Raw genomic sequence first — 23,389 nt, forward strand, 5'->3', positions numbered from 1 at the left:
TAAAGGCTCATTAAAAATCAACAGCGACACTGGCAGAATATAACCTGGTTAAAGGATAGCGTCCGGCGTCCACACCTATCAGCTGACTGTTCAACTGCACTTCTTTTCCCAGGTAGGCACCTACTTCGGGATCGTATCCTTTATATTTTGTGAAAGTGGCAAGATTCTGAACACCTGCAGACAACCGGATGTTCCTTACAACAGACTGGTGTCTGATAAGAGAGTTTGGAAGCGTGTAGCCCAATTGTACATTTTTGATCCTGATATAGGAACCATCCTCTACAAAGAGATTAGTGAAACGGTTGCCATTACCATTCACATCATTACCTACGATCCTTGGCACGGTAGTACCTGGATTCTGCAGTGTGGTTTTACCGCCTTCTTCGGTGACACGTGCATATCCAAATGTTTCCTGTAAGAGGTTCCTTCCCAGGTTGATGTTGTTAGGATTGGTATTTTCGAAACGCAGGTAGTTGAAGATATCATTGCCCTGCGTACCGGTCACCAGTATGCTCAGGTCAAATCCTTTATATGCAAAGGTGTTGGTCAATCCGAAGGTCAGTTTAGGCCATGGATTGCCAATATAGGTCTGGTCGCGTGAATCAATGATCTTATCGCCATTGAGGTCTTTATATTTCACATCGCCAACCCATACACCACCGTCTTTTGATACCGGTAAGCGCGTACCGTCTGATTGCGCCGGTACAGCACTGCTGTTGATGTCATCTACAGACTGGAACAGGCCATCTGAAATATAACCATAGAACTGCCATGGCGCGAGACCTATTGCAGAGCGGGAGGTGAAGTTATTCATGTACCAGGCAGACCTTGACAGGAAGGCGGCATCAGAATAGAACTTGGTGATCTTGGTTTTGAAGGATGAGATATTGAAGTTAGTCCTCCAGGTGAAACCGGCTTTGTTATCGATATTCACTGTATTCAATGTGATACCGAATCCTTTGTTCTGCATCGCGCCGATATTTACTATCGGAGGATTGATCGCTCCTTCACCCTGCGTACCCATATAGGCAGGTAGCGGGTTAGGCATGAGCAGGTTATTTGTTTTCTTGATATAGTAGTCGCCTTCCAGCTGTATCCTGTCTTTTAATATGCTCAGGTTAAAGCCTATGTTCTTTGTTTCGGTAGATTCCCATTTGAGGGCCGCATTACCATACTGCCCGGTGCGGAAGCCTGCTCCCCATGGAGTAGTAACGGCACTCAGGGAAGAGTACTGTGCGCCTCCGCTACCGTTGTTACCGGTAGTACCAATTTCCGCGCGGATCTTCAGTTCATTGATAAAAGGCAGCGCCTTCATGAAGTTTTCGCCGGTTAGTCGCCAGGCAACAGACACGGAAGGGAAATATCCCCATCTGTTATCTATACCAAAGTTGGAAGAACCGTCTGCCCTTCCTGCCAGCTGCAGGATGTATTTATTATCGTAGGTATAGTTGACGCGACCCAGATAAGATTCCAGGGCGCCTGAATATTTATAACTGCCGGTAGTTTGCCCTAATGCATCTCCGAGGTTTATTGACTGGATGTCATTGCTCGCAAATCCGACGCGTTGTGCGTTGAAACCCTGACCGCTCCATGCCTGCGCTTCATGGCTGACCATCACTCCGAAACTATGTTTACCTATTTCCCTGTTGTACTGCAATAATTCATTCAGGTTCCAGTAAAAGTTCCTGCCGTTGTTGATGGCCAGGGAGGCTTTTTCATTCACGTTATATCCTAATTGGTAGGTAGGAATGAATTTGGCGCCGTCTGCATATTCAAAATTTCCATTGAAACTGGTGCGGAAGGTCAGACCTTTTATGATGTTAACATCTGCAGCTGCCCCTCCAAGTCCGCCGGTACGTTTATAAGTATTGCTCACCAGGTTGGCGATGGCTACGGGATTGAGCGGCGCATATTTTGCGTTGCTGCCATATTCATTCGTTGTAGCTCCACCCCAGCTGCCGTCCGGATTTTTCACCGCAATATTGGGCGCCAGGTTAATGGCATTCCTTACCACGTCCTCACTGGTGGAAGCCAGTTTTTCCTTTGTCTGGTAGAAATTCAGGGAAGTGCTCAGCTTTAACCATTTGAATGCCTGGTTGTCCAGGTTCAGGCGGAAGGAATAGCGGTCAAATTTGGACCCAATGGCCACACCTTCCTGGTTAAAATATTCGCCTGACATATAATAGGTGGTATTTGTGGCGCCGCCGCTCATGGTCACCTGGTGTTTCTGCAGGGGAGCTGTTTTGAACAACGCGTCCTGCCAGTTGGTACCCTGGCCGAGCACACTGGGGTTCTGGAATTCGGGGGTCGGTGTACGGTTCAGCAGCACGGCAATTTCATTGTTCATTTGCGCGAACTGCTGCAGGCTCATGGTCTTAATATCGTCAGGTTTGCCCTGCTGGGTATAAAGATAATTATAAGACAGTTTCACCTGGCCTGCCTTTCCCCGTTTAGTAGTGATAAGCACTACGCCATTGGTAGCACGGGAACCATATACCGCGGTAGCGGCAGGTCCCTGCAGGATGTCAAATGATGCAATGTCTGCAGGATTGATACCTGCCAGCGCATTTACGGAACTGGTGTTACCATAAGAAACAGTAGACGGCTGGATCTGTACTCCATCAATTACATATAAGGGCTCGTTGGTGCCGCTCAGGGTATTGACACCCCGGATATTCACCGAGATCCCTCCACCCGGTTGCCCCGAGTTCTGGGTAACATACACACCAGCTGCACGGCCCTGGATGGCCTGATCGATGGTCGTATTTATAGTACGGTTCGCGTCAGCGGAGCTAATAGATACCTGGGCACTGCTCTGGTCTATTTTCTTCATTGTACCGTAGCCGACCACGACCACATCATTCAGCTTGCGGTAATCGTCCTGTAAGTCGACATTAACATTACCGGAGTTGCCGACTTTAAATTCCCGGGGCATAAATCCCATAGAGGCAATACTAATTACCTGGCCCGGAGCAGCCTTAATAGTAAAATGTCCTTTGTCATCGGTTGTGGTTCCTTTTTTTGTCCCTTTAACAAGAATAGAGGCGCCTGGAACAGGGTTCCCGGTCTCTTTGGAAGTGATTGTGCCGGAAACAGTCCTTTCGTCGGATTGATTCTGTGCCCGGGCTGGCATACTAAAAGCCCAAAAGAAGACCATGACCCATACCATCAGGTATGGTCTTCCAGTCATACTGGCTTGTTTCATAGCGTGGAGATTAAGTGTTTAAATTAATGCGCGATCTTTTGATTTTGGTTTGTCAAATAACGGCATGATGTCCCTCATAACGATAGGATAAAAGTATCGTTATCAAGAGAAAGAGAGGGTTGTACAATGTTTATTAAATAGGATAAAATGTTGCAGCAGGGGTATCAAATGTTACATGGATGGGTATTGCTCTTTGCAGGGCCTATTTTCTCATGCTGGCAACGTACGCGGAAGGCAGCATATTATAGGCCATTTTGAAGTATTTGGCAAAGTATTTAGGATTGTTAAAACCTACCTCATAAGCCACCTCTGTTACGTTCATTTCTGTTTTGGACAATAACTGGGCTGCCTTTTTGAGGCGCACGGTACGGATAAATTCCACCGGCGTTTGTCCCGTGAGGGAGAAAATACGCCTGTAAACAGATACCCTGTTCATACAAAGCTCCCGGCTGAGTTCTTCCACAGAGAAACCGGCATTGGAAAGGTTCTTTTCCACGATCGCCAGCACTTTCTCCAGGAATTTCTCGTTCGGGGAGGGCACATGTCCCTCGCCTGTCGTTTCGGGAGAGCCAATAATGTGTTTTACCAGGGTCTGTCTTGCCAGGAGGTTACGGATCCTGGACAGCATGATCTCGAAGTTGAAGGGCTTCACCATGTAATCTGCCGCCCCGGTTTCCAGTCCTTTTAGCTGTTCTTCTTCCCCGGCCATGGCAGTAAGCAGTATTACGGGGATGTGGCGGGTACGGTTGTCGTGTTTGATTTTCCCACACAGTTCAACGCCGTCCATGACCGGCATATTAATGTCGCTCACTACCAGGTCAGGATGCCCTGATAATGTCTTCTGCCATCCCGCGCCGCCATCAGCTGCTTCGATAATATTATAATATGCCTTCAGGTTCTCTTTCAGGTAGAAGCGGAAGTCGTCATTGTCTTCTATCAGGAGGATGGTCTGTTTTTCAGTCGAAGACTCCATTAGGTCAGCAACCGGTAAGGAAATCTCCTCTTCTTCAACCACGTCTGCCGTTGCCTTAGCTGCATGAAGGACCGGAGAAACCATCACAGATTCCGTCTGAGGCGCCTGTTCATGTTCCTCTGACAGCTCAATAGGCAGTTGTACAATAAAACAGCTACCCTTGTTCACCTCACTTTCTACCGTGATGGTCCCGTTATTCAGTTTTACAAATTCTTTCGTAATGGCTAACCCTATTCCGCTACCCCGGTTCACAAACCCTCCCGGCATGTCACTCTGGAAGAACTGCTCAAAGACTTTCTCATGTCTTTCCGCCGGAATACCGATTCCTGTGTCTTTAACCCTTATTTCCAGCCATGTTTTATCATCTGTGGAACTGAGTGTCGTTTCAACTGTTACGGTGCCTCCCTGGGGCGTAAATTTGAAAGCGTTGGATAAAAGGTTGAACAGGATCCGTTCTATCTTATCGTGGTCAAAACTGGTATATAGCTGGCTACAACTACTCTGGTAGGAGAAATGGATTTGTTTTCGCTCCGCCAGGTCAGTGAAAGAGCAGGCTACATCTTTAATAAATTCGGCAATGTCTCCTCTGACAGGGTCGAGCTTCAGCTCGTGCATTTCCATCCTCCGGAAATCCATCAGCTGGTTTACCAGGTTCAATAAACGTTTGGCATTGCGGTAGATAAGCTGGAACTTGTTTTTGTCCTCCTGGGTCTTCGTATGCCGGATGATCTCTTCTATAGGCGACAGTATTAGCGACACCGGCGTACGGAATTCATGGCTGACATTTGTAAACAGCTTGATCTTCATCATGTCCAGTTCATGCATGCGTTGCGCTTCTCTTCTTTCCTGCTGGAGTACGAAACGGGTATGGGCGCGTTTGATCACCTGTCTTCTTAAAAGCAGCAATATGGAAACTACCAGTACCATGTAGATGATATAGGCCAGCGGCGTTTTCCAGAATGGTGGCTTGATACGGATCTTGAGGGAAATACCTTCTTCATTCCAGTAGCCGTCTTCATTGGCTGCCTTCAGCATCAGGGTGTAGGTGCCCGGGTTGATGTTGGTATAGGTGATACGTCTGGTTTTACCATCGGTGGTCAGCCATTCCTCGTTAAAGTCTTTCAGTTTGTAGGCATACTGGTTTTTGTCGGTATTGATGAAGTTTAAGGCTGCAAAATCAATGGAGAAATCATTCTCATTGTATTTAAGCACAATCTCTTTTATCTCGGACAAAGAAGTTGGCAGCACGACGCGGTTACCCACCTTTTCATTGACTTCTACTGTCTTGTTGGACAGCTGCAATCCCGTCAGTACAATAGCAGGCTTATTGGTATTCTGTGGCAGCGATGCAGGATTGAACAGGTTGAATCCGTCGGCACCGCCGAAAATGAGTTCCCCCGACCGGAGTTTAAGGGCGGCGTTAACATTGAAGGCCTTTCCCTGCAGTCCGTCTTTATCATCATAATTGCGGCAGCTGATGCTGAGTTGCCCCTCAGGACTTTCCTTCACAGCGACCTTACTTAATCCATTGGAGGTGCTGACCCAGAGATATCCCTCATTATCCTCCAGTATACTGATGATATTATTATCCGGCAGCCCATCTTTCACTGTAAATGATTTGAAGGTCTGTGAGGCTTCATCAAATACATTCAGGCCGGAGCGGGTACCTGCCCACATGTGTCCATGCCTGTCGTACAGGAGAGAGAACACGTTGTCATTACTCAGCTGGTGGGTGGCATTCAGGTAATGTACAAAAATGCCTTTGGAGTTGTCCAGCACGTCGATGCCGTAAGCGGTGGCTATCCAGAGATTCCCTTTTTTATCTTCCGCAAAGGCGGTGATGAAGTTGGAATGAACGGAAGCTGGTTGATTAACATTATTATGATAAAAGATGCTGTTACCGGGGTCAAATCTGTCTAATCCACCACCGAGGGTGCCTGCCCAGAAATTGTTGCGTTTATCTCTGTATATTTTCCAGACAGTCTTATTGGCAAGGCTGTTTGGATTCTTCTCATTGTGCTGGTAATGGGTGATCCTGCCCTTGTTGTAGTAGTCCATTCCTCCGAAATAATACCCGATCCACAGGTTGTCGTGGTCGTCTACATACAGGCTGACAATTACATCGTTACTGATGCTGTTATCATCGGCAGGATTGTGTTGCTGCCGGGTAAAAGTTCCTGCGGTACGATCGTAATAAATGAGACCGCCGCCATTGGTGCCGATCCAGATATTCCCCTTTTTGTCTTCCGCAAAACAGTTTACATCGTTGTAGCTGAGGCTCTGTTTATCGGTAAGACTATGTTTAAACAGGGAGAATTTCAGCATGTTCTCTGTAAAATAACTGATGCCTCTTTTATAGGTGCCACACCATACAATGCCGAAATTGTCTTTGTAGAGTGCATATATAGCATTTTCTGCAACGCTTTTAGGGTCTTCTTCCTTGTTGAGCAGGAAGCGGGAAGAGAAATCGCTTTTGTTTACAAGATTGACACCTCCATGATCCGTCCCTATCCAGATGATGTTTTTATCATCCTGTACAATGCTGTTGACAATGTCATTATTTAAAGCGCCATTGCGGCTTGATAGCTGTCTGATGGTACCTTTCGCAGGACTCAGGTAGATGACACCAAAGTCATTTTCCGGCATATATACCCATATATCATCCTGTGCATCTATAAAAAAGCGGAGTGAAGCCGGCTGCTTTTCTATCATGGGGATGAGACTGTTATTGCGGTAAACGACCCTGTTGGCGCCGACATCCAGTTTTTCCAGCCTGCCATTGGTGTAGAGTATGACAAGCCTGTTCTGTGCATCTTTCTTCAGGTCTGAAACGGGAATATTGCTGGAGCCTGGAATCAATATTTTAGTAGCATGGCCTGTACTGTCGACCTTGTATAACCCTCCACCTGTATATGAAACCCACCAGGTATTACCTGTTTGTGCAACGCTGTTCACATAGTATCCCGGCAGTCCTTTATTTTGCAGCCATGTGGTGGCATTCGCGAATTGTTCCCTGACAGGATCATAAATATTATCGCCCGCGCGGGTTTTGATGTATAAGCGGTTATTCGGAGCAGGATAGATCCCGGTGATATAGTCATCGCTCAGGGAATTAGAGTCCGCTACGTTATGGCGGAATACTTTAAAGGAATATCCATCATAACGGTTCAATCCGCTCATTGTTCCGAACCACATAAATCCCTTGGAGTCTTTGTATATGTAATTGACCTGATTGTGTGACAGGCCATTATTGACATTCAAAGAAGAGAACTGGTAAGATGACTGTTGTGGATAGACATTGTTCACCAGCAATAATAGTGGAATCAGTAATAATTTCATCAACATGGAATAGGCATCAGTCTGTTATGAAAATACGACATTTTAGCCATAGATTTACCAAAATACCCGCTATGAAACCTATTCTTGTCATTTGTACAATATTACTTGTCCTTGCCGCCTGTAAGCAGCCTAAGCATTCAACTCCCGCTGTTATCGAACTTACTTACCAGCAGACGGACATACAAAATCAGTTCGATACTTTATATAATCATCAGCAGGCAGATTCCGGGGTATACAACGGTCTGATAGAACAGGCACTTGCCATATGTCATGATAGTACAGGCAGGGGAGGTGCTATTACGCAGGATGTATTTTCCAGCATGTATTATAACCTGCGCAGCAAACGTTACGATTGTGTTACAACAACTGTTTTCCAGTTGCCGGATGGGACTATTTCCGCGATTGGATTATTTAATCTGACACCGGGAGATACGATTGCGCCGGATCATGATTTTCCAATTACGGGTGGTGCCGGTGCTTATCATCATATTTCCGGGACTTATACGCGTAAATACAGCGATGGGGTATATCATGTGAGGTTAAGTTATTATAAGACTGAGCAGCAATAAGAGCCGCAGGAGGGGCAGTCCGGAGGGCCATTATTGCAGTTATTACCTATAAAATGGTAATTAAAAAGGTAGTTCAAAAATATTATAAGTCCACCTATGCGTCATAGATGCGTCGTGTATACGCCGTGTATACGTCGTATATAAAGCATATTTCTCCTCCGGCTGAAAGAATTTACATCCTCCCTTGCAACCGATTGCTAATTACCAAAAAAGTCCTATCTTAGAAAAACCACGTTGACTCCGCTTACAAAAAGCAGGTGCAGAATTCCCACTTTTTATAACCTGTTTTTATCACCATCCCTTAATCAATTATTATTAAAACAATTTCGCATGAAACAGCTAATCAAGCCCTTATTGTGCCTGCAACTGTCCGGCAACCTGAAAACCTGGGCCCTGTTTGTCCTTTGCCTGTCGGGACATCTGCAACTATGGGCCGCCACTATTAATGTATCGTCCTTATCCGCCTTACAAACCGCTATCAACAATGCCGCTCCCGGAGATGTGATCATCCTGGCAAATGGTACATATACCGCCAGTACGGACATTACGATCAGTAAGCAGGGGACAGCTTCCCAGCCGATCACCATTGCTGCCCAGACGATAGGAGGGGCCACGATCAATGGTACTGCTGGTTTTAGTATTGTTAGTCCGGCTAAGTACATCGTCATCCGCGGCTTTAAATTCACCTTCAATGCCTCCCAGGCAACGATGGCCAGCGGTACCAGTTTCTGTCGCTGGACACGCAATGTCTTTGAAACGCCCGGAGAAGGGGAGAACCTGACCATCAACGGGAACGATCATGAAATAGACTACAATACCTTCCAGCATAAGAATGCATTGGGACGGTTTATCGCGATGCGGGGTACCGGCAGCCAGATCTGCCAGCGCATACATATCCACCACAACTATTTCCTGGATCACAATCCTCAGACAGGCAACGGGGCTGAATCAGTACAGTTCGGCCTTAGTGGTTACAGCCTATCTTCCAGCAACAGCGTTATGGAACATAATCTTTTTGAGGATTGCGAGGGAGAGAACGAGCTGGTTTCTATCAAAGCATCCGCAGTAACATTCCGCTTTAATACGATCCGTAATTGCCCTGCCCATCTCACATTGCGACATGGTAACTTCAATATCATTTACGGCAACTATTTTATCAACACACCGGGTGTCCGCATCTTTGGAGATGATCATAAAGTGTTCAGCAATCATTTCGAAAATTGCAACCCCGCTATCAATGTCGGTAATGGAGATGGCGAGGTAGCCAATGGGGACGCGCTGACTGTTCATGACCGTCCGGATCGTGTGCTGATTGCGTTTAATACTTTGGTCAACAACCCCGCCAATATCATCCAGGCCGGACGTACCAATGGGCTGGGAGCAACCGCTATTACCATCGCCAATAATATTATACAGGGCGGCGGAGCAGCAGCTACCATCGCCGGACCATACACAGGCGCTGTATGGAGCGGTAATATGCTCTATAATACAAACGGCGATGGCGACATGCCTTCCAGTGGCTACACCACCGCCAATCCTTTACTTGCAAGAAATGCAACCGGTACATTCCATTTGCAGTCCGGCAGTCCTGCCATTGGCGCTGCTACAGGCTCTTACCCATCCGTAACAACAGATATGGACGGACAAGCACGCACTGCGCCCCTGGAGATCGGAGCAGATGAGGTGTCTGGCGCAGCCGTTACAGCACGTATACTTACATCTGATTTGGTAGGCCCAAATGCAGACAATGACTCCGGTACTACCTGCGAACCCATATCTGCCAGCGGCGATGATGGAAACGTGCCTGCCAATGTACTGGACGATAACCTGAATACCCGCTGGTCAGCCAATGGAGATGGCCAATGGATCCAGTTCTGCCTGAATGATACGGTGTCTGTTTCCGGCGTACAGATCGCATTTTATAGTGGTAATACCCGTACTTCCACTTTTGATGTATTGACAAGTAACAATGGCACCAACTGGACCAATGCATCTACAGGACGGGTCAGCAGTGGAACTTCCCTTAATCTGGAAACCTTCACATTCACCGCCCGTCAGGCAAAATATGTACGGATACTGGGACACGGTAATAGCGTAAATGCATGGAATAGTTATACAGAAGTAAAAATACAGACCGGCAGCACCAGCAGGCAGTCCATCGCTGCAATAAAGAGCAGCACTGCGCCTGAAATGACATTAAACACTTCCCCTAATCCGTTCTCCGACCAGACAACCGTTCACTTTACATTGCCTGACCCCGGCAAGACCCGCCTGGCAGTATATGATATGAACGGCAAAGTAGTTGCAGTGCTGATAAATGCATATCTGTCGGCAGGAAAATACACGGTACCCTTCAGATCCGACAAAGCCCCTGGCATGTACCTGCTGGAGTTACACCACAACGGAAAATCAGACACAAAGAAGCTGCAGAAATTCTAACCGGCAACAGGATATTCTCATCCAGATAACTGGAATAGTCTCATTGATGAGAAAAAAGTATAAGTAAATGATAAAATTAGACAAGTGGTATGAAGCTTTTTTTCAATGCCTTTTGTTTAACTTTAAAACAGTGTTCCACAATAGATAGCTTAGTCTCACAAGTTATTCCGTTATGAAAGTTTGATCGTTCCTGGCCCGATAGCATTACTCATCTTCTTCACCAAAATCCAATTAATCAATTATGAGTTTAATTATTCTGTAACAGTTTCCTTTTGTTAATACATGCAAACGTTTGCATGATTTAGGAATAAATTGTCAACGTTGGTTCTCTCATTGAAATATATGGGAAGGGAATTCTATTCTCTATTTGTGCAATCGTTTGCATGTATGCTTTATCTATTCAATCACGTCTGGCATTGTCAGTATCGCTTAGCGTTTATCCAGGTTACATCAGTAGAAGTTCCGCCTAACAATTAAAAATTCCGTTATGAAAAATCTGATCACTGCAATTACATGCAATAGTTGCAGAACCAGGAAGATATGGGCTTTCGCCATATGGTATTATTTAATGTTTTTATCGGGCATTGCATATGCCCAGAACCAGGAGGAGGTAGTGATAAAGGGAGTTGTGACCAATGAGCAGGGGGAACCGCTGCCGGGGGCTATCGTAAGAGTGAAAGGAGGTACACATGGAACAGCAGCAACAGCCGGAGGTCAGTTTAACATTACTGTTCCGAAAAAATCTATACTCAGCGTATCCTTTACCGGGTATGTGCGTAAAGAGATCATCGTTGGCAATGATCATCAGTCGGGGATGATCGTTCCTTTGCAGTTAGACAATAAAGGCCTGAATGAAGTGGTGGTAGTAGGATATGGTACACAAAAGAAATCCGATGTAACAGGCTCCATTGTTTCCATCAAAGAACAGTCTCTCAGAGATGTGCCTGTAGCCAATCTGAGCCAGGCATTACAGGGACAGGGTGCTGGTATCGATGTGCAGAAAAACGGAGGTAACAGCAAGCCCGGTGCAAAACCTAAAATACTGGTAAGAGGTACCAGGTCAGTAAATGCTGCCAATGATCCCTTATTCATTGTGGATGGTATTCCGTTTAACGGCGATATCAACGACCTGAACCCGGATGATGTAGTATCTGTAGAAGTATTGAAAGACGCCTCCGCCACGGCTATCTACGGTTCAAGAGGCGCTAATGGAGTCATCCTGGTCAGCACCCGCAGAGGCAGAACAGGCAGACCTGTTATTACCTATAGCGCCTATGCAGGTTTTGTAAAGAATATGGGGGAATATGATGTAATGGATGCACAGCAATTCACCACATTTAAAAAATGGGCGCTCATTAATGAAACACCCGGTAAATACACTGGTCTGGACGATCCTTCTTTTTATACCAATGGCTCCTTCAGCCAGGAAGAAGTACAGGGCATCAAAATGGGCCGCAATACTAACTGGCAGAAACTGATCTATAAAACCGGGATGACAACCAACCATCAACTTGGCATTACCGGTGGATCAGAGACCACGCAATACGCTTTGTCAGGAGGATACTACAAAGAGACAGGCATCTATTCCGGACAGTCTTTTGAACGGTTTTCCGTTAAAGCCAGCGTTGATCAGCAGCTGGGGAAATCAGTGAAAGTGGGGCTGAATACACTGAATACCTATTCCATTACAAACGGAGAAAGTGCCAATCCGATGGGACAGGTATTACGCGCTAATCCGCTGGTATCACCATACGATAGCACTGGCGCATTAGTGAATGCATATGTACCCGGTACTGCCAGCCAGGTATGGAATCCCCTGGCTAATTCTCTGCCCGGTGCAGCTGTGGAGACACGTAAAAGATCAGGCACCTTCACTACTTTATATGCGGAGGTCACGCTGGCAAAAGGCCTGAAATACAGGTTTAACGCAGGTGCGGAACTAAGGAATGATGTATATGGAAACTTCTATGCCAGCAAAACAACGTATAATCAGGGGACTTTGTCTACTTCCAGTAATCAGACCAACATGACCCTCGACTATACCCTTGAAAACCTGCTGATATATGAGAAGACGATTGCCCGGAAGCACAACATTAACTTCACAGGCTTGTACAGCTTACAGGAATCCGCCTTACAGTCCAATACATTCAACAACAATACTATCCTCGCAGACTTCCTGCAGTACTACAATCCGCAGTATTCAGCCAATCTTACGGGACAGGGTAAATATGAGAAATGGGATATCCTCTCTTACATGGCAAGACTCAACTATAACTATGATGAAAGATACTTACTTACACTGACGCTGCGATCTGATGGTTCTTCCCGTCTGGCGCCCGGCAATAAATACCATGTATTCCCATCTGTATCTGCGGCCTGGAACCTGCATAAAGAGCGTTTCATGTCAAAGGCACATGCTGTCACCAACCTGAAACTGAGAGTAGGATATGGTTCTGTGGGTAATACCGCTATCTCTCCTTATCAGACACTTGGCGCTTTATCGCCCACCACATACAATTTCGGTTCTACCAATGTTACGGGCGCTTATCCCACCAATGTGTCTAATCCAGCTCTTACCTGGGAGTATACCTCCACTTTGAATGCAGGGATTGACATCGGTCTGTGGGACAATCGTGTAACAGGAACGATAGAATTATATCAGCAACAAACACGTTCTCTGTTATTGCCACAAACATTACCACCTACTTCAGGTATTCCCAATGCGATCCTGACGAATGTAGGAAAGACTTCCAACAAGGGGATAGAGTTACAACTCAGTACAGTGAACGTCCGCGCCAGAGATAACAATGGATTCGGCTGGACAACCAACCTCAACGTGTTTATCAACCGCGGTAAGATCACGCAGCTGGCAAACGGCGTTACAAGAGATATCAATAACAACTGGTTCGTCGGATATCCTATAGGCGTCATTTTCGACTATAAGAAGCAAGGCGTTTGGCAGAATACAAAAGAAGATTCTCTGATCGCGAAAGGATATGGGCTGACAGTAACAAATCCCGGATCGGTGATCGGTCAACTCAGACTTGCGAATACGAATGGGGATTCATTGATCAATGCAGACGACAGAGTGATACTAGGTTCCAACCAGCCGAAATGGGAGGGAGGTATTACCAACCGCTTTACCTTTAAAGGCTTTGATCTTACCATTGTTGCCTTTGTCAGAATGGGCGGATTGATCGTGAGCAAGATGCATCAGAGCGGCAGCTTTATCAATACCTACCAGAGTAATTACAATAACCTGGATGTAGATTACTGGACACCCGGCAGTGGTCAGAACTTTTATCCTAAACCTAACCATGCCAATACCAATACCCCCAATAGTTCCCTGTTAAGTTATTTCGATGGAAGCTATCTGAAGATCAGATCACTGAGTCTCGGTTATAGCCTCACGCCTGCCATGGTGAAACGATGGGGACTTGGAGCGGTAAGGATATATGCCACTGCCCAGAATCCTTTTATTCTCTTTTCTCCTTACCGGAATAAATACAAAGGCATCGATCCTGAAACGGCGATGGGATCAGGATCAGGAACTAATAACCAGGGAGGATTGAATGTGGATACGCCTGGTACATGGTCTATGATATTTGGTTTTAACGTGTCGCTGTGATGTATATAATGTAAGCCGGACAACAGTTCCGGAAGATTTACCAAAACTATCAGTATATGAAAAAGCTTTGTATATATCTTATCAATCTCCTGTTTGTAACAGGGCTGTTTTACGGCTGTCAGAAAAAGCTGGAGGAAGAACCTCATTCTGTGCTTACGCCCGATTTCTTTACAACAGCGCAGGGTTTTGAGGCAGGCCTGAATGCCGCTTATGCAGGTACCCGCTGGATATGGGGACCGCAGGACTTTTATAGCCTGACGGTATGTGGCACAGATGAATTTAAAAGAGGTGTGGACGGCAGTAGCGATCTGAATAGTTATTCCAGCAATTATACACCATCGAATGGAAATGTAACTAATGTCTGGAAGTATTGTTACACGTATATCAATACCTGCAATGGTCTCGTGGATAATGCACCACAGATACCCGGGATGGACACAACGCTTAGAAAGAGAATGGTGGGCGAGGCCAGGTTCCTGCGGGCTAATTATTATTTTATCCTGGTGCAACTATGGGGAGATGTAACACTGAACAGGCATTTCCAGAGTACGCCTACCACCTCGGCTGTACGCGACCCTATGGCGGATGTATATGATTTCATTATTGAAGATCTGATTGCAGCTATTGCCAGCCTCCCGCCGGGACCTCTCAGTGCCGGTGTACAGCCAGGCAGGGCTACTGCTGCCGCAGCTACACATCTATTGGCGAAGGTATATCTCACCAGAGCAGGCTCCCTCGCTAAAAAAGCAGATGATTATAAAAATGCCTATACAACAGCAGCTACCCTGATCAGCAATAGCGCGGCGGCAGGAGTAGGACTGCTGTCCGATTTCGGAAAGGTATTCCAGGAAGGCAATGAGGCGAATATGGAAGTGTTATGGACGGTGCAGCATACATCTAATCTTGCATACAATGGTTCTCCTAAACAGGATAACCGCGATGCGGATAACCTCTTGTGCCATCTGTGGGTGCCCCAGTACGAGAATCAGCCTGGCATGCAGCGGGATGTGTTTTATGGCCGCCCTTATATACGGGTGATCCCTACCCGTTGGCTGACAGATACAGTGTTTGCAGATAAGGTAAATGATACCCGTTATAATAAGAGCTTTCAGACTACCTGGATCTGCAATGCACGGAAGCTGATCCCTAACTGGCCTGATCCTTTACCACCGGGAGCGCCGGCGAATGCACATCCTGGTCAGCCGAAGTTCGGAATTGGAGATACGGCCATATTTATGCCCGGCTATGAAATGTCTGATGCTCAGATAAAGGCCAAACCTTACCAGGTCATTACACCTGCTAAGTACGTACCTTCTTTAGCACCTACGCTGACGAAATATTTCGATACCAAACGTGTTGATATGAACAATCCATCTATCAGACCTATCATTGTTTACCGATTGGCAGATACCTATCTGGTAGCAGCAGAAGCAGCATTCATGGATGGAAGGCCTGGCGATGCAGTAGGTTTCATCAACGCGATCCGAAGAAGAGCAGCCTATCCTACAGGCAATCCGCAGGCAATGGAAGTACAGGTTTCAGATCTCTCGTTAGATTTTATCCTGGATGAACGTTCCCGCGAACTATGCGGAGAACTAACGAGATGGCAGGACCTGATCAGAACAGGACAATTACTTACACGGGTAAGACTGCATAATACTGACGGACAGAAGAATATACAGGAGAAACATAAACTCCGGCCTATTCCACAGTCGCAGATAGATGCAACAACAACCGGTTCTAAGTATCCGCAGAACCCGCAGTGGTAGCCAAATTCTATTAACCGTAAAAACAAACATATGAAAAGAAAGCCTGCAGGCATACTTCTGTCCATGACGGTCTTAGTCCATTGTAGTGTGGCTTATTCGCAATCCGCCGCGTTGAAACATTTTCCCAAAGACAGCTCTCCACAGGAAGTAGGGAAACGGGTGGCTAATCGCTTTATTGCCTCCCCGCATCCCAATTTCGGCAGGTCAACACCACCTTCTGTTATTACCTATCCGGAGGTTTGTGCCTGGTATGGCGCACTGGCATTTGCAAAGGAAAGTAAGGACAACACGTTGACGATAAAACTCGCCGAACGCTTTGAACCGCTTTTTGCAGCAGATACAGCACTGGTGCCTAAGCCCGACCATGTAGACCATACCGTGTTTGGATCAGTACCGCTGGAGCTTTATCAGCAAACGAAAGATCCGCGTTACCTGGAAATGGGAAAGCGGATTGCAGACAAACAATGGGGAACACCGGAAGGACCGCACGTAAAGCCTGAAGGCCTGGCGGCTTACAAAAAGGGACTTACCTGGCAAACCCGTATGTGGATCGATGATATGTTTATGATCACAGCGGTACAGGCGCAAGCCTACCGTGCTACGGGCAACAAGGAGTATATCGATCGGGCAGCAAAGGAAATGGTCGTCTATCTTGATTCTTTACAACAGCCTAACGGACTCTTTTATCATGCACCGGACGTTCCTTTCTTCTGGGGAAGAGGTGATGGCTGGATGGCCGCAGGTATGAGTGAACTGTTACGCTCATTACCGGCCAATAATCCTGACAGGCCCCGCATCATGGAAGGATACAAAAAGATGATGGCGGCATTGCTGAAATACCAGGCGCAAGATGGTATGTGGCGACAGCTGATAGATGATCCTGCTTCATGGCCGGAAACCTCCAGTACTGGTATGTTCACATTTGCCATGATCACAGGTGTGAAGCAGGGATGGCTGGATGCAAAGGTCTATGGGCCGGCAGCACGTAAGGCATGGTTGGCACTGGTAACCTACATTGATAGCAATGGCGATGTCCGCGAGGTATGTGAAGGTACCAACAAGAAGAACGACCGCCAGTACTACCTGGACCGTAAACGTATTACCGGCGATATGCATGGACAGGCGCCACTGTTATGGTGTGCAGCTGCCTTATTAAGATAGGTTACATCAATAAAGCAATATTATGAAAATACGGGTCCTTCTTTGCACGCTGCTGCTGGCAGCGAAGACTTTTGCTGCCGATACTACGCTGGTGACCAGTCCCGACGGGCAGGTTCGTTTCAGGTTATTCTCTGATCATCAGCAGCTATACTATACAGTTGCTTTCCGGAATACCCCGGTTATCGATGCATCACCGATGATACTATCTATTGATGACCGCCTGCTGACCAGCGATGTAACAAAGGGTGCTGTAAAGCGATATACCGTCAATGAACGTTATCCCTGGAATGGAGTGCATGCGGTGGCTGTTAACAATTGTCAGGGCGCCACAATTGCCCTGAAACAGGGTACCACCAGCTACACCCTGGATGTACGTGTATTTAACACTGGCATCGCCTTCCGCACAGTGGTGCCCGGCGCCGCCAGTGTGAACCGTATCCCTGATGAGGCGACAGTATTCAATATTCCCGCCGGAAGTGAGGTATGGTATCACGACCTGAACATGCATTATGAAAGTGTGTATGCAAAAAAGGAGATATCCGCTTTACAGGCAGGAGAGTGGGTAGCGCCACCAGCCACCTTCAAATTGCAACAGGGTATTTACGCGGCCATTACAGAAGCCGACCTCGTGAACTATGCCGGTATGGCGCTCGAAGCAAATGGCAAACAGGGATTGGTAGTACGCTTAGCACAACATCAGCCGGTTTCTTATCCCTATAAGCTACGCTACAGTGAAGAGGATGTACAGCGTTCTCTCAAACCTGCAGCGATCAGTGGCACCATTACTACTCCCTGGCGGGTAGTAATGGTAGGTGCTGACCTTAATACAATGGTCAACAACGATATAGTACAGAATCTTTGTCCGCCGCCCGACCCGAAACTATTTCCTAAAGGCATACATACAGACTGGATCAAACCCGGCCGCGCTGCATGGAAATACCTGGACGGAGGTGGAGATGGTACGCCCGAAGTCATGAAGCAGTTTTCTGCTGAAGCAGGCGCTTTAGGTTTTGAACATAATATCCTGGAAGGCTTCTGGGCCAAGTGGACAGACGATCAGATCAGGGATGTGGTCAATGATGCTAAAAGCCATCATGTAGGCATCTGGGTATGGAAGCATTCCAAAACATTGCGGGATAAAACGGAAAGACAGGCTTTTTTCAAGCGCTGTCATGACCTGGGTATAACAGGTGTCAAGATCGATTTCTTTGACAGTGAAGCAAAGGAGGTGATAGACCTTTATACGGCTATCCTGCAGGAAACAGCCAGGTATCACCTGTTAACAGATTTCCATGGTGCTAACAAGCCTACCGGGTCATCCCGCACCTGGCCCAATGAACTGACAAGGGAAGCAGTAAAAGGTATGGAAGCCAGCAAGCTGACAGACAGGGCCGAACACGAAACCACCTTGCCCTTCACGCGTTTTTTAGCCGGTCCTGCAGAGTATACCGTCGTTCATTTCGGAGAGCGTAGAAAGAATACCTCCTGGGCTCACCAGGTAGCCAGTGCAGCCATTCTGAGTGCACCGCTGCTTACCTATGCCGCCCGGCCGCAACACATCCTTGACAATCCTGCCGGCAACCTGATAAAGCTTATCCCTTCTACCTGGGACGAAACCATCGTATTGCCGCCATCTGAAATAGGCCAGCTGGCAGTATTCGCGCGGCGTAAAGGCGATACCTGGTTCCTGGCTGTAATGAATGGAGATGCGCCTCAGCAGATCAATATCCCGCTCTCTTTCCTGCAGCAGGCAAACTACAAAGTATCTGTAGTGAGAGATATTCCTGATAGTGCAGGCGCTGTGAAGGTAGAAGAAGCGGCCTATACAAAGAAAGATGTGATCCCCCTGCAACTGGCACCGGGAGGAGGATATGTAGCGGTATTCGTTACCTCAGGAGGAAACGGAAACGCATATAGTTCACATAATACAGCGGTAAAGCGAAAAGATTAACTACTGTAGCAACATAGAGAGAGCCTGTATCAAAAGTATGATCAGGCTCTTTTTATTCGGGTACCTGATGGAGCCAGGTAGTCATTTAACCAATTCTGTGGATGTTCATTTATTTTTAATACATCCACTTTTTATTACCCTCAGTAGCTTCAGTTTCAGAGAGACCGCCGCCCGCCATCCCATACTGAAACCGGCACTATTTAGCGAATATGTCATCTTGACAATTTTATAAGAATAAGTCATAGCTATTTCAGAACAGTTATGATGAATTATAAATTATTTTACCTAAATTAGTCAGGTACTGAAATTATGAATACCCGCTGACGCCAATATCCTGTAATGTGTTATACCCGATTGTGATTTGTTAACGTCAGTACAACCTCGTTTTGCTTTTCCTTCATTTAAAACAATACAAGATGAAAAGATCCCTCATGCTTTTTGGTATTGCTGTTACAGCAATTGTTTTGTTCGTATCCGGTTCATCTTCCGGAAGCGCCTGTCAGGACGATCATCATGGCCTGCGCGGAAAATGCAGGATCACTGTTGTAGGCGGTGTATACCACTACGACTGCGTTTCTGCCATTAATCCGGATGAGACCAATTGTACGTATTATGTAGAATAGCGGATGATAAACAGGGCGAGCACCGCCCTGTTTATTTTCATTATTATCAAGTCTAAACGGACCTATGTCAGGAAGATCCTTCTTTTTATTTTTGGGCGCCCTTATCTCTCTCTATGCCTGCGGTGGCAAAACAGAGACGCCCTGGTCAAATTGTAATACAGCCGGTACCATTATCCCGCTGACCATCTCTACAAACGATACGCTGCGCCTTTACCTGGATAGTTTGATGGTAATGGGTATATCAACACCTATCGATTATCATGCAGCAGAAAATGTATTGTATGCCTTTGATAGTTATAACAAACGCCTGCTACGATACCCGCTTGGCAAAGAAGGACAGGTATATCCGGATAGCATACACCTGGTTAATATCCGGCAGAAGATTTCTTACATGCGTTATCTTTCTGCAGATAGCCTGGTATTGTATACCTATGGTAGTGCAAAGCTCTTCTATTATTCAATGAGCCGCGATACTGTTTACAAAAGCCTTGACTTTGTTAACCGTGAAGCGCCCCGTATGAAAAGTAATGCCGCTGCCTGGCCTTATGCCAATCCTGCATCACCTGTGTTTTTCCTTGGCAACAGGATTATTGGTACGGGATTTCTGTTGGGAGAGAAGGAGGATGAGCTTGTCAACAGTCGTACTATCTGCACCATGATCGATCTGTCTACAGGAGGTATCAGTCAACGGCTGTCTTATTCCAAGGTTTACTGGCAGCATAACTGGGGAGGATCACATTTGCGTACGCCATACTGTGCATATAATGAGCAGACAAAACACCTGATCATCAGTCTCCCTGCCGATCATAACATACAGGTCATTGACAGTAACTGGCAGACAAAAGAATTGTATGCCGGGAGCAGGAGCAACATTTGCATAACATCAATGTCATTATCCAAAAATGATAAACAGATACTGGATCCGAAGCTGGCCCTCGCTTATTATACCAGTACGCCTTCCTATCGTAATATCATTTATGACCAATACCATGACAGGTATTACAGGTTGCTGGAATTACCTCCTGCTGATGAAGTATCAATCACTGCTAAATTAAGAGGGAAGCAAACCAGCCTCATCGCGTTTGACAAAGACTTTAAATACCTGGGAGAAGCGGCCCTGCCTGATGCCCTGGCATTGGATAACTTTTTTGTTACCCGGGAGGGAATATATTTTCTGAATGCCAATAATAAGGACCAAAACATCGCCCAATATGTACAATGTAAGATTGAATTATAGACTGTTGCTCTTATTCCTTACACTACTGGTATCTGCCTGTTCTCGTCAAAACGGCGTCGGCAAGCTAAGTCAGGCCATCGATGCATTGGATGCGAATGATCTTGCTACTGGCAGTTATGTTATTATTCCCAATCAGGGTTGTGAAGGTTGTATCAGTACAGCTGAAGCATTTGTAAAGAACAACATTGGCAAGTCAGATAGCATCAGGTATATTTTCACCAGGATACAATCTGCCAAATTACTGAAGATAAAACTGGGGAATGATGTAATGTCCAGCAATAAGGTGTTACTGGATACAGCTGATATGATTGAATATCCTGATAAGGGAAAGGAGATCTATCCGATGATTGTTACTGTGAAGGATCACCGCGTTGATAAGGTTACTTATCAGAGTCCTGATAGCGATGGGCTAAATGCCTTGCTGGGCAAATGAATACAGCTTACTGTTCCGTTCTTTTGCCGGTCAATGCCAGCGGTACAATAAATAACACCTGTACTATAGCATCAACAAGGTAGATATCAGAAATCGTATCAGTCAGAGAATAATAAACATCAATGATCAGAAAGATACTGCCTGCTTAGCATTGCCAGGGTAACATTCCAATAAAAATTCAGATGATGATAGATTGCTTCTGTGGGAAAATTGCTGATGGTGAGTAATATGGTCGTATGATCTCCCTCAGGCATCAGTACGAACCGGAGAACCGAATGATTCTTTTCTTCATCCGGTAGCCTGGATAGCGAGCTTAAAAAATTATAACTGATTATACTTTCGGGTACATATTCCAGCACGATGCCTTTATTCTCAAATTCAACATGATGAAATCCCTTTATCACTATAGGATTGCCGACTTCCCAGTTAGTGGTAATTTCAATGCCCATTTCCCCTGATCCCATCCATGTTTTCATTAATGTTGTATCTTCCATACTTCGCCTACCGGGGCATTGATCAGTATCTTTTTTTCCAGTATTGCTTCCATTGTTGCCATTGGTTTCCGTCGGTTGATCCTTTAAGAGCATGCAAATATCAGGAAATTCTAATTAGCCCTTGCAGGATCATAAACAGCCACCGCCACCCTGGAGTCGGCGCATCCGTAATAAAGCAGGTATTTGCCCTTAAAATAGACAAGGCCCTCAATAAACACCGTCCCTGCAGGATATTGCCCGCTCTTTTCAAATGGTTCGGTGGGGACCATGAATGGCTGGTCAAGACGGGTAATGAATTTTGTAGGGTCATCTGCACTGAACAGCATCTGTCCGGCACAGTATGAATTGGCCGTATAGTTTGTGTCTCTGTCCTTGCCTCCCAGATTCTTCCCGTTATAAAGCAATACGATGCCTTTATCGGTCAAAATAGCCGGAGGGCCACACTCGGTCAGGTTGCTGTCGAAGTAGCCTTTACGGGGAGATATGAGGGCTTTAAGCGCACCTTTTTCATCCACTACCGGAACCCAGTCAACGAGATTGTCGGAAGTCGCGGCATAAACGTGATTTTCGCCCCAGTACATCCAGTACTTACCCTTATACTTCGTGATCCTGAGCTGGCCATTCTTCACCGTGGTCAGTATGGACGCCGACTTGGATGCGATATTATGGAACCTGCCATTGAAAGCATCCTGGAAGATGGGACCATGCTTCTTCCAGTGTACCAGGTCTTTTGACGTTGCGGAGCCCAAACGGGGCGTTTTTTTGTTCCATTGGGTATATAGCATCAGGTAAGTGCCATCTTCCGTCACAGCCACCCTGGGATCCTCACAGCCACCTGTCCATTCAAACTCCTGCTGGTCATCCTTCCCGGGAAAGAGCACGGGTTTACCCATACGCTTCATCGTGATGCCGTCTTTGCTTTCCGCCAGTCCAATCCTGGAGGTGCGGTGCCCTATGCCTACGCCGGATTTATCCTCGGCACGGTAAAGCACATATACCTTCTGGTCCTTTACTGTAGCGGCAGGGTTGAAGGTATCATTGCTTTCCCAGTCCAGCAGTTTCTCTTGCATCGGATCATAAAAGCGACTGCCTGAGTCCGGCGAAATGATAGGATTGGCTCCGGCAGGTCTGACAAATGGCCCCAGAGCCCAGTCAGGGAGCCGGCTAATAGGTTGCTGCGCAAGAATCTGAAAATGAATGGCTAACAGGACAAAGAGTAATAAACGTGGCTTTCTCATGTGATTATTAACGGGTTATCGCGAAAATAATAAATGAAAGTGATACTTCACAGTGGTGGACAGATTCCTTCAGGAGTTACCGGGTTAAGGGGATGTCAGTCAGTACTTATCTAATCCTTGTAAGGACCTGGTTTCGATCCGAATTCTATATCTCCATATCGCTATACCGCCATCTGGATATCATTTCACCGTCATATGTATATCGGTTCGATATAGAGATGCCGGTCAAATGATATGGAAATGACGGTATAGTGATATGGAAGAAACGAAGAAAGATCGAACCCTGAAGGATATCAGGACGATCTTTCTCCGTTTTTCCAGTTTATTGGA

At 46.3% G+C, this 23,389-nt stretch carries 13 protein-coding genes; 9 read left to right on the forward strand and 4 right to left on the reverse strand.

All coding sequences use genetic code 11. The features are described from left to right. Positions 1 to 10 precede the first annotated feature (10 nt). Both BLR32_RS28095 and BLR32_RS28100 read right to left on the reverse strand, forming a co-directional pair. Entirely contained in the window at positions 11 to 3,205 is a 3,195-nt protein-coding gene (locus tag BLR32_RS28095; protein ID WP_089836939.1) for a SusC/RagA family TonB-linked outer membrane protein, read from the reverse strand. A 202-nt stretch (positions 3,206 to 3,407) separates the two neighbouring features. Next, the gene (locus tag BLR32_RS28100) at positions 3,408 to 7,517 is read right to left on the reverse strand and encodes a hybrid sensor histidine kinase/response regulator (RefSeq protein ID WP_089837260.1); all 4,110 of its coding nucleotides are present in this window, start codon (positions 7,515 to 7,517) and stop codon (positions 3,408 to 3,410) included. 71 nt (positions 7,518 to 7,588) lie between these two features. Here BLR32_RS28100 and BLR32_RS28105 point away from each other — a divergent pair, with 71 nt between their 5' ends. The 9 genes from BLR32_RS28105 (at position 7,589) to BLR32_RS28145 (ending at position 21,327) form a co-directional block, all read left to right on the forward strand. Beyond that, positions 7,589 to 8,086, forward strand: coding sequence for a hypothetical protein (locus BLR32_RS28105; protein ID WP_089836941.1), 498 nt, complete (start codon positions 7,589 to 7,591; stop codon positions 8,084 to 8,086). Between the two features lie 330 nt (positions 8,087 to 8,416). Further along, complete coding sequence (locus BLR32_RS28110; RefSeq protein WP_089836943.1) at positions 8,417 to 10,525, forward strand: chondroitinase-B domain-containing protein; 2,109 nt, start codon at positions 8,417 to 8,419, stop codon at positions 10,523 to 10,525. Between the two features lie 487 nt (positions 10,526 to 11,012). Further along, positions 11,013 to 14,153, forward strand: coding sequence for a SusC/RagA family TonB-linked outer membrane protein (locus BLR32_RS28115; protein WP_089836945.1), 3,141 nt, complete (start codon positions 11,013 to 11,015; stop codon positions 14,151 to 14,153). 56 nt (positions 14,154 to 14,209) lie between these two features. Next, positions 14,210 to 15,922, forward strand: coding sequence for a RagB/SusD family nutrient uptake outer membrane protein (locus BLR32_RS28120; RefSeq protein WP_089836947.1), 1,713 nt, complete (start codon positions 14,210 to 14,212; stop codon positions 15,920 to 15,922). Between the two features lie 30 nt (positions 15,923 to 15,952). Next, positions 15,953 to 17,083, forward strand: a complete 1,131-nt coding sequence (locus tag BLR32_RS28125; protein ID WP_089836949.1) for a glycoside hydrolase family 88/105 protein — start codon at positions 15,953 to 15,955, stop codon at positions 17,081 to 17,083. Between the two features lie 22 nt (positions 17,084 to 17,105). Beyond that, entirely contained in the window at positions 17,106 to 19,034 is a 1,929-nt protein-coding gene (locus BLR32_RS28130; protein WP_089836952.1) for a glycoside hydrolase family 97 protein, read from the forward strand. A gap of 416 nt (positions 19,035 to 19,450) precedes the next feature. After that, entirely contained in the window at positions 19,451 to 19,657 is a 207-nt protein-coding gene (locus BLR32_RS28135) for a hypothetical protein (protein ID WP_089836954.1), read from the forward strand. Between the two features lie 64 nt (positions 19,658 to 19,721). Then, positions 19,722 to 20,894 (forward strand): DUF4221 family protein, encoded by a 1,173-nt coding sequence (locus BLR32_RS28140; protein ID WP_089836956.1) that lies wholly within the window; start codon positions 19,722 to 19,724, stop codon positions 20,892 to 20,894. Beyond that, complete coding sequence (locus BLR32_RS28145) at positions 20,869 to 21,327, forward strand: hypothetical protein (protein WP_089836959.1); 459 nt, start codon at positions 20,869 to 20,871, stop codon at positions 21,325 to 21,327. The genes BLR32_RS28140 and BLR32_RS28145 overlap by 26 nt, the downstream gene beginning before the upstream one ends. 119 nt (positions 21,328 to 21,446) lie before the next feature. Here the strand turns inward: BLR32_RS28145 and BLR32_RS28150 are convergent, their stop codons facing one another. Further along, positions 21,447 to 21,803 carry an SRPBCC family protein gene (locus BLR32_RS28150; protein WP_176842456.1) on the reverse strand — a complete coding sequence of 119 codons (357 nt, stop codon included), beginning with the start codon at positions 21,801 to 21,803 and terminating at the stop codon, positions 21,447 to 21,449. A 128-nt stretch (positions 21,804 to 21,931) separates the two neighbouring features. Continuing rightward, positions 21,932 to 23,059, reverse strand: coding sequence for a glycoside hydrolase family 130 protein (locus BLR32_RS28155; RefSeq protein ID WP_089836963.1), 1,128 nt, complete (start codon positions 23,057 to 23,059; stop codon positions 21,932 to 21,934). Positions 23,060 to 23,389: the final 330 nt, after the last annotated feature.

This window comes from Chitinophaga filiformis (assembly GCF_900102545.1).
Taxonomy (GTDB): Bacteria; Bacteroidota; Bacteroidia; order Chitinophagales; family Chitinophagaceae; genus Chitinophaga; species Chitinophaga filiformis.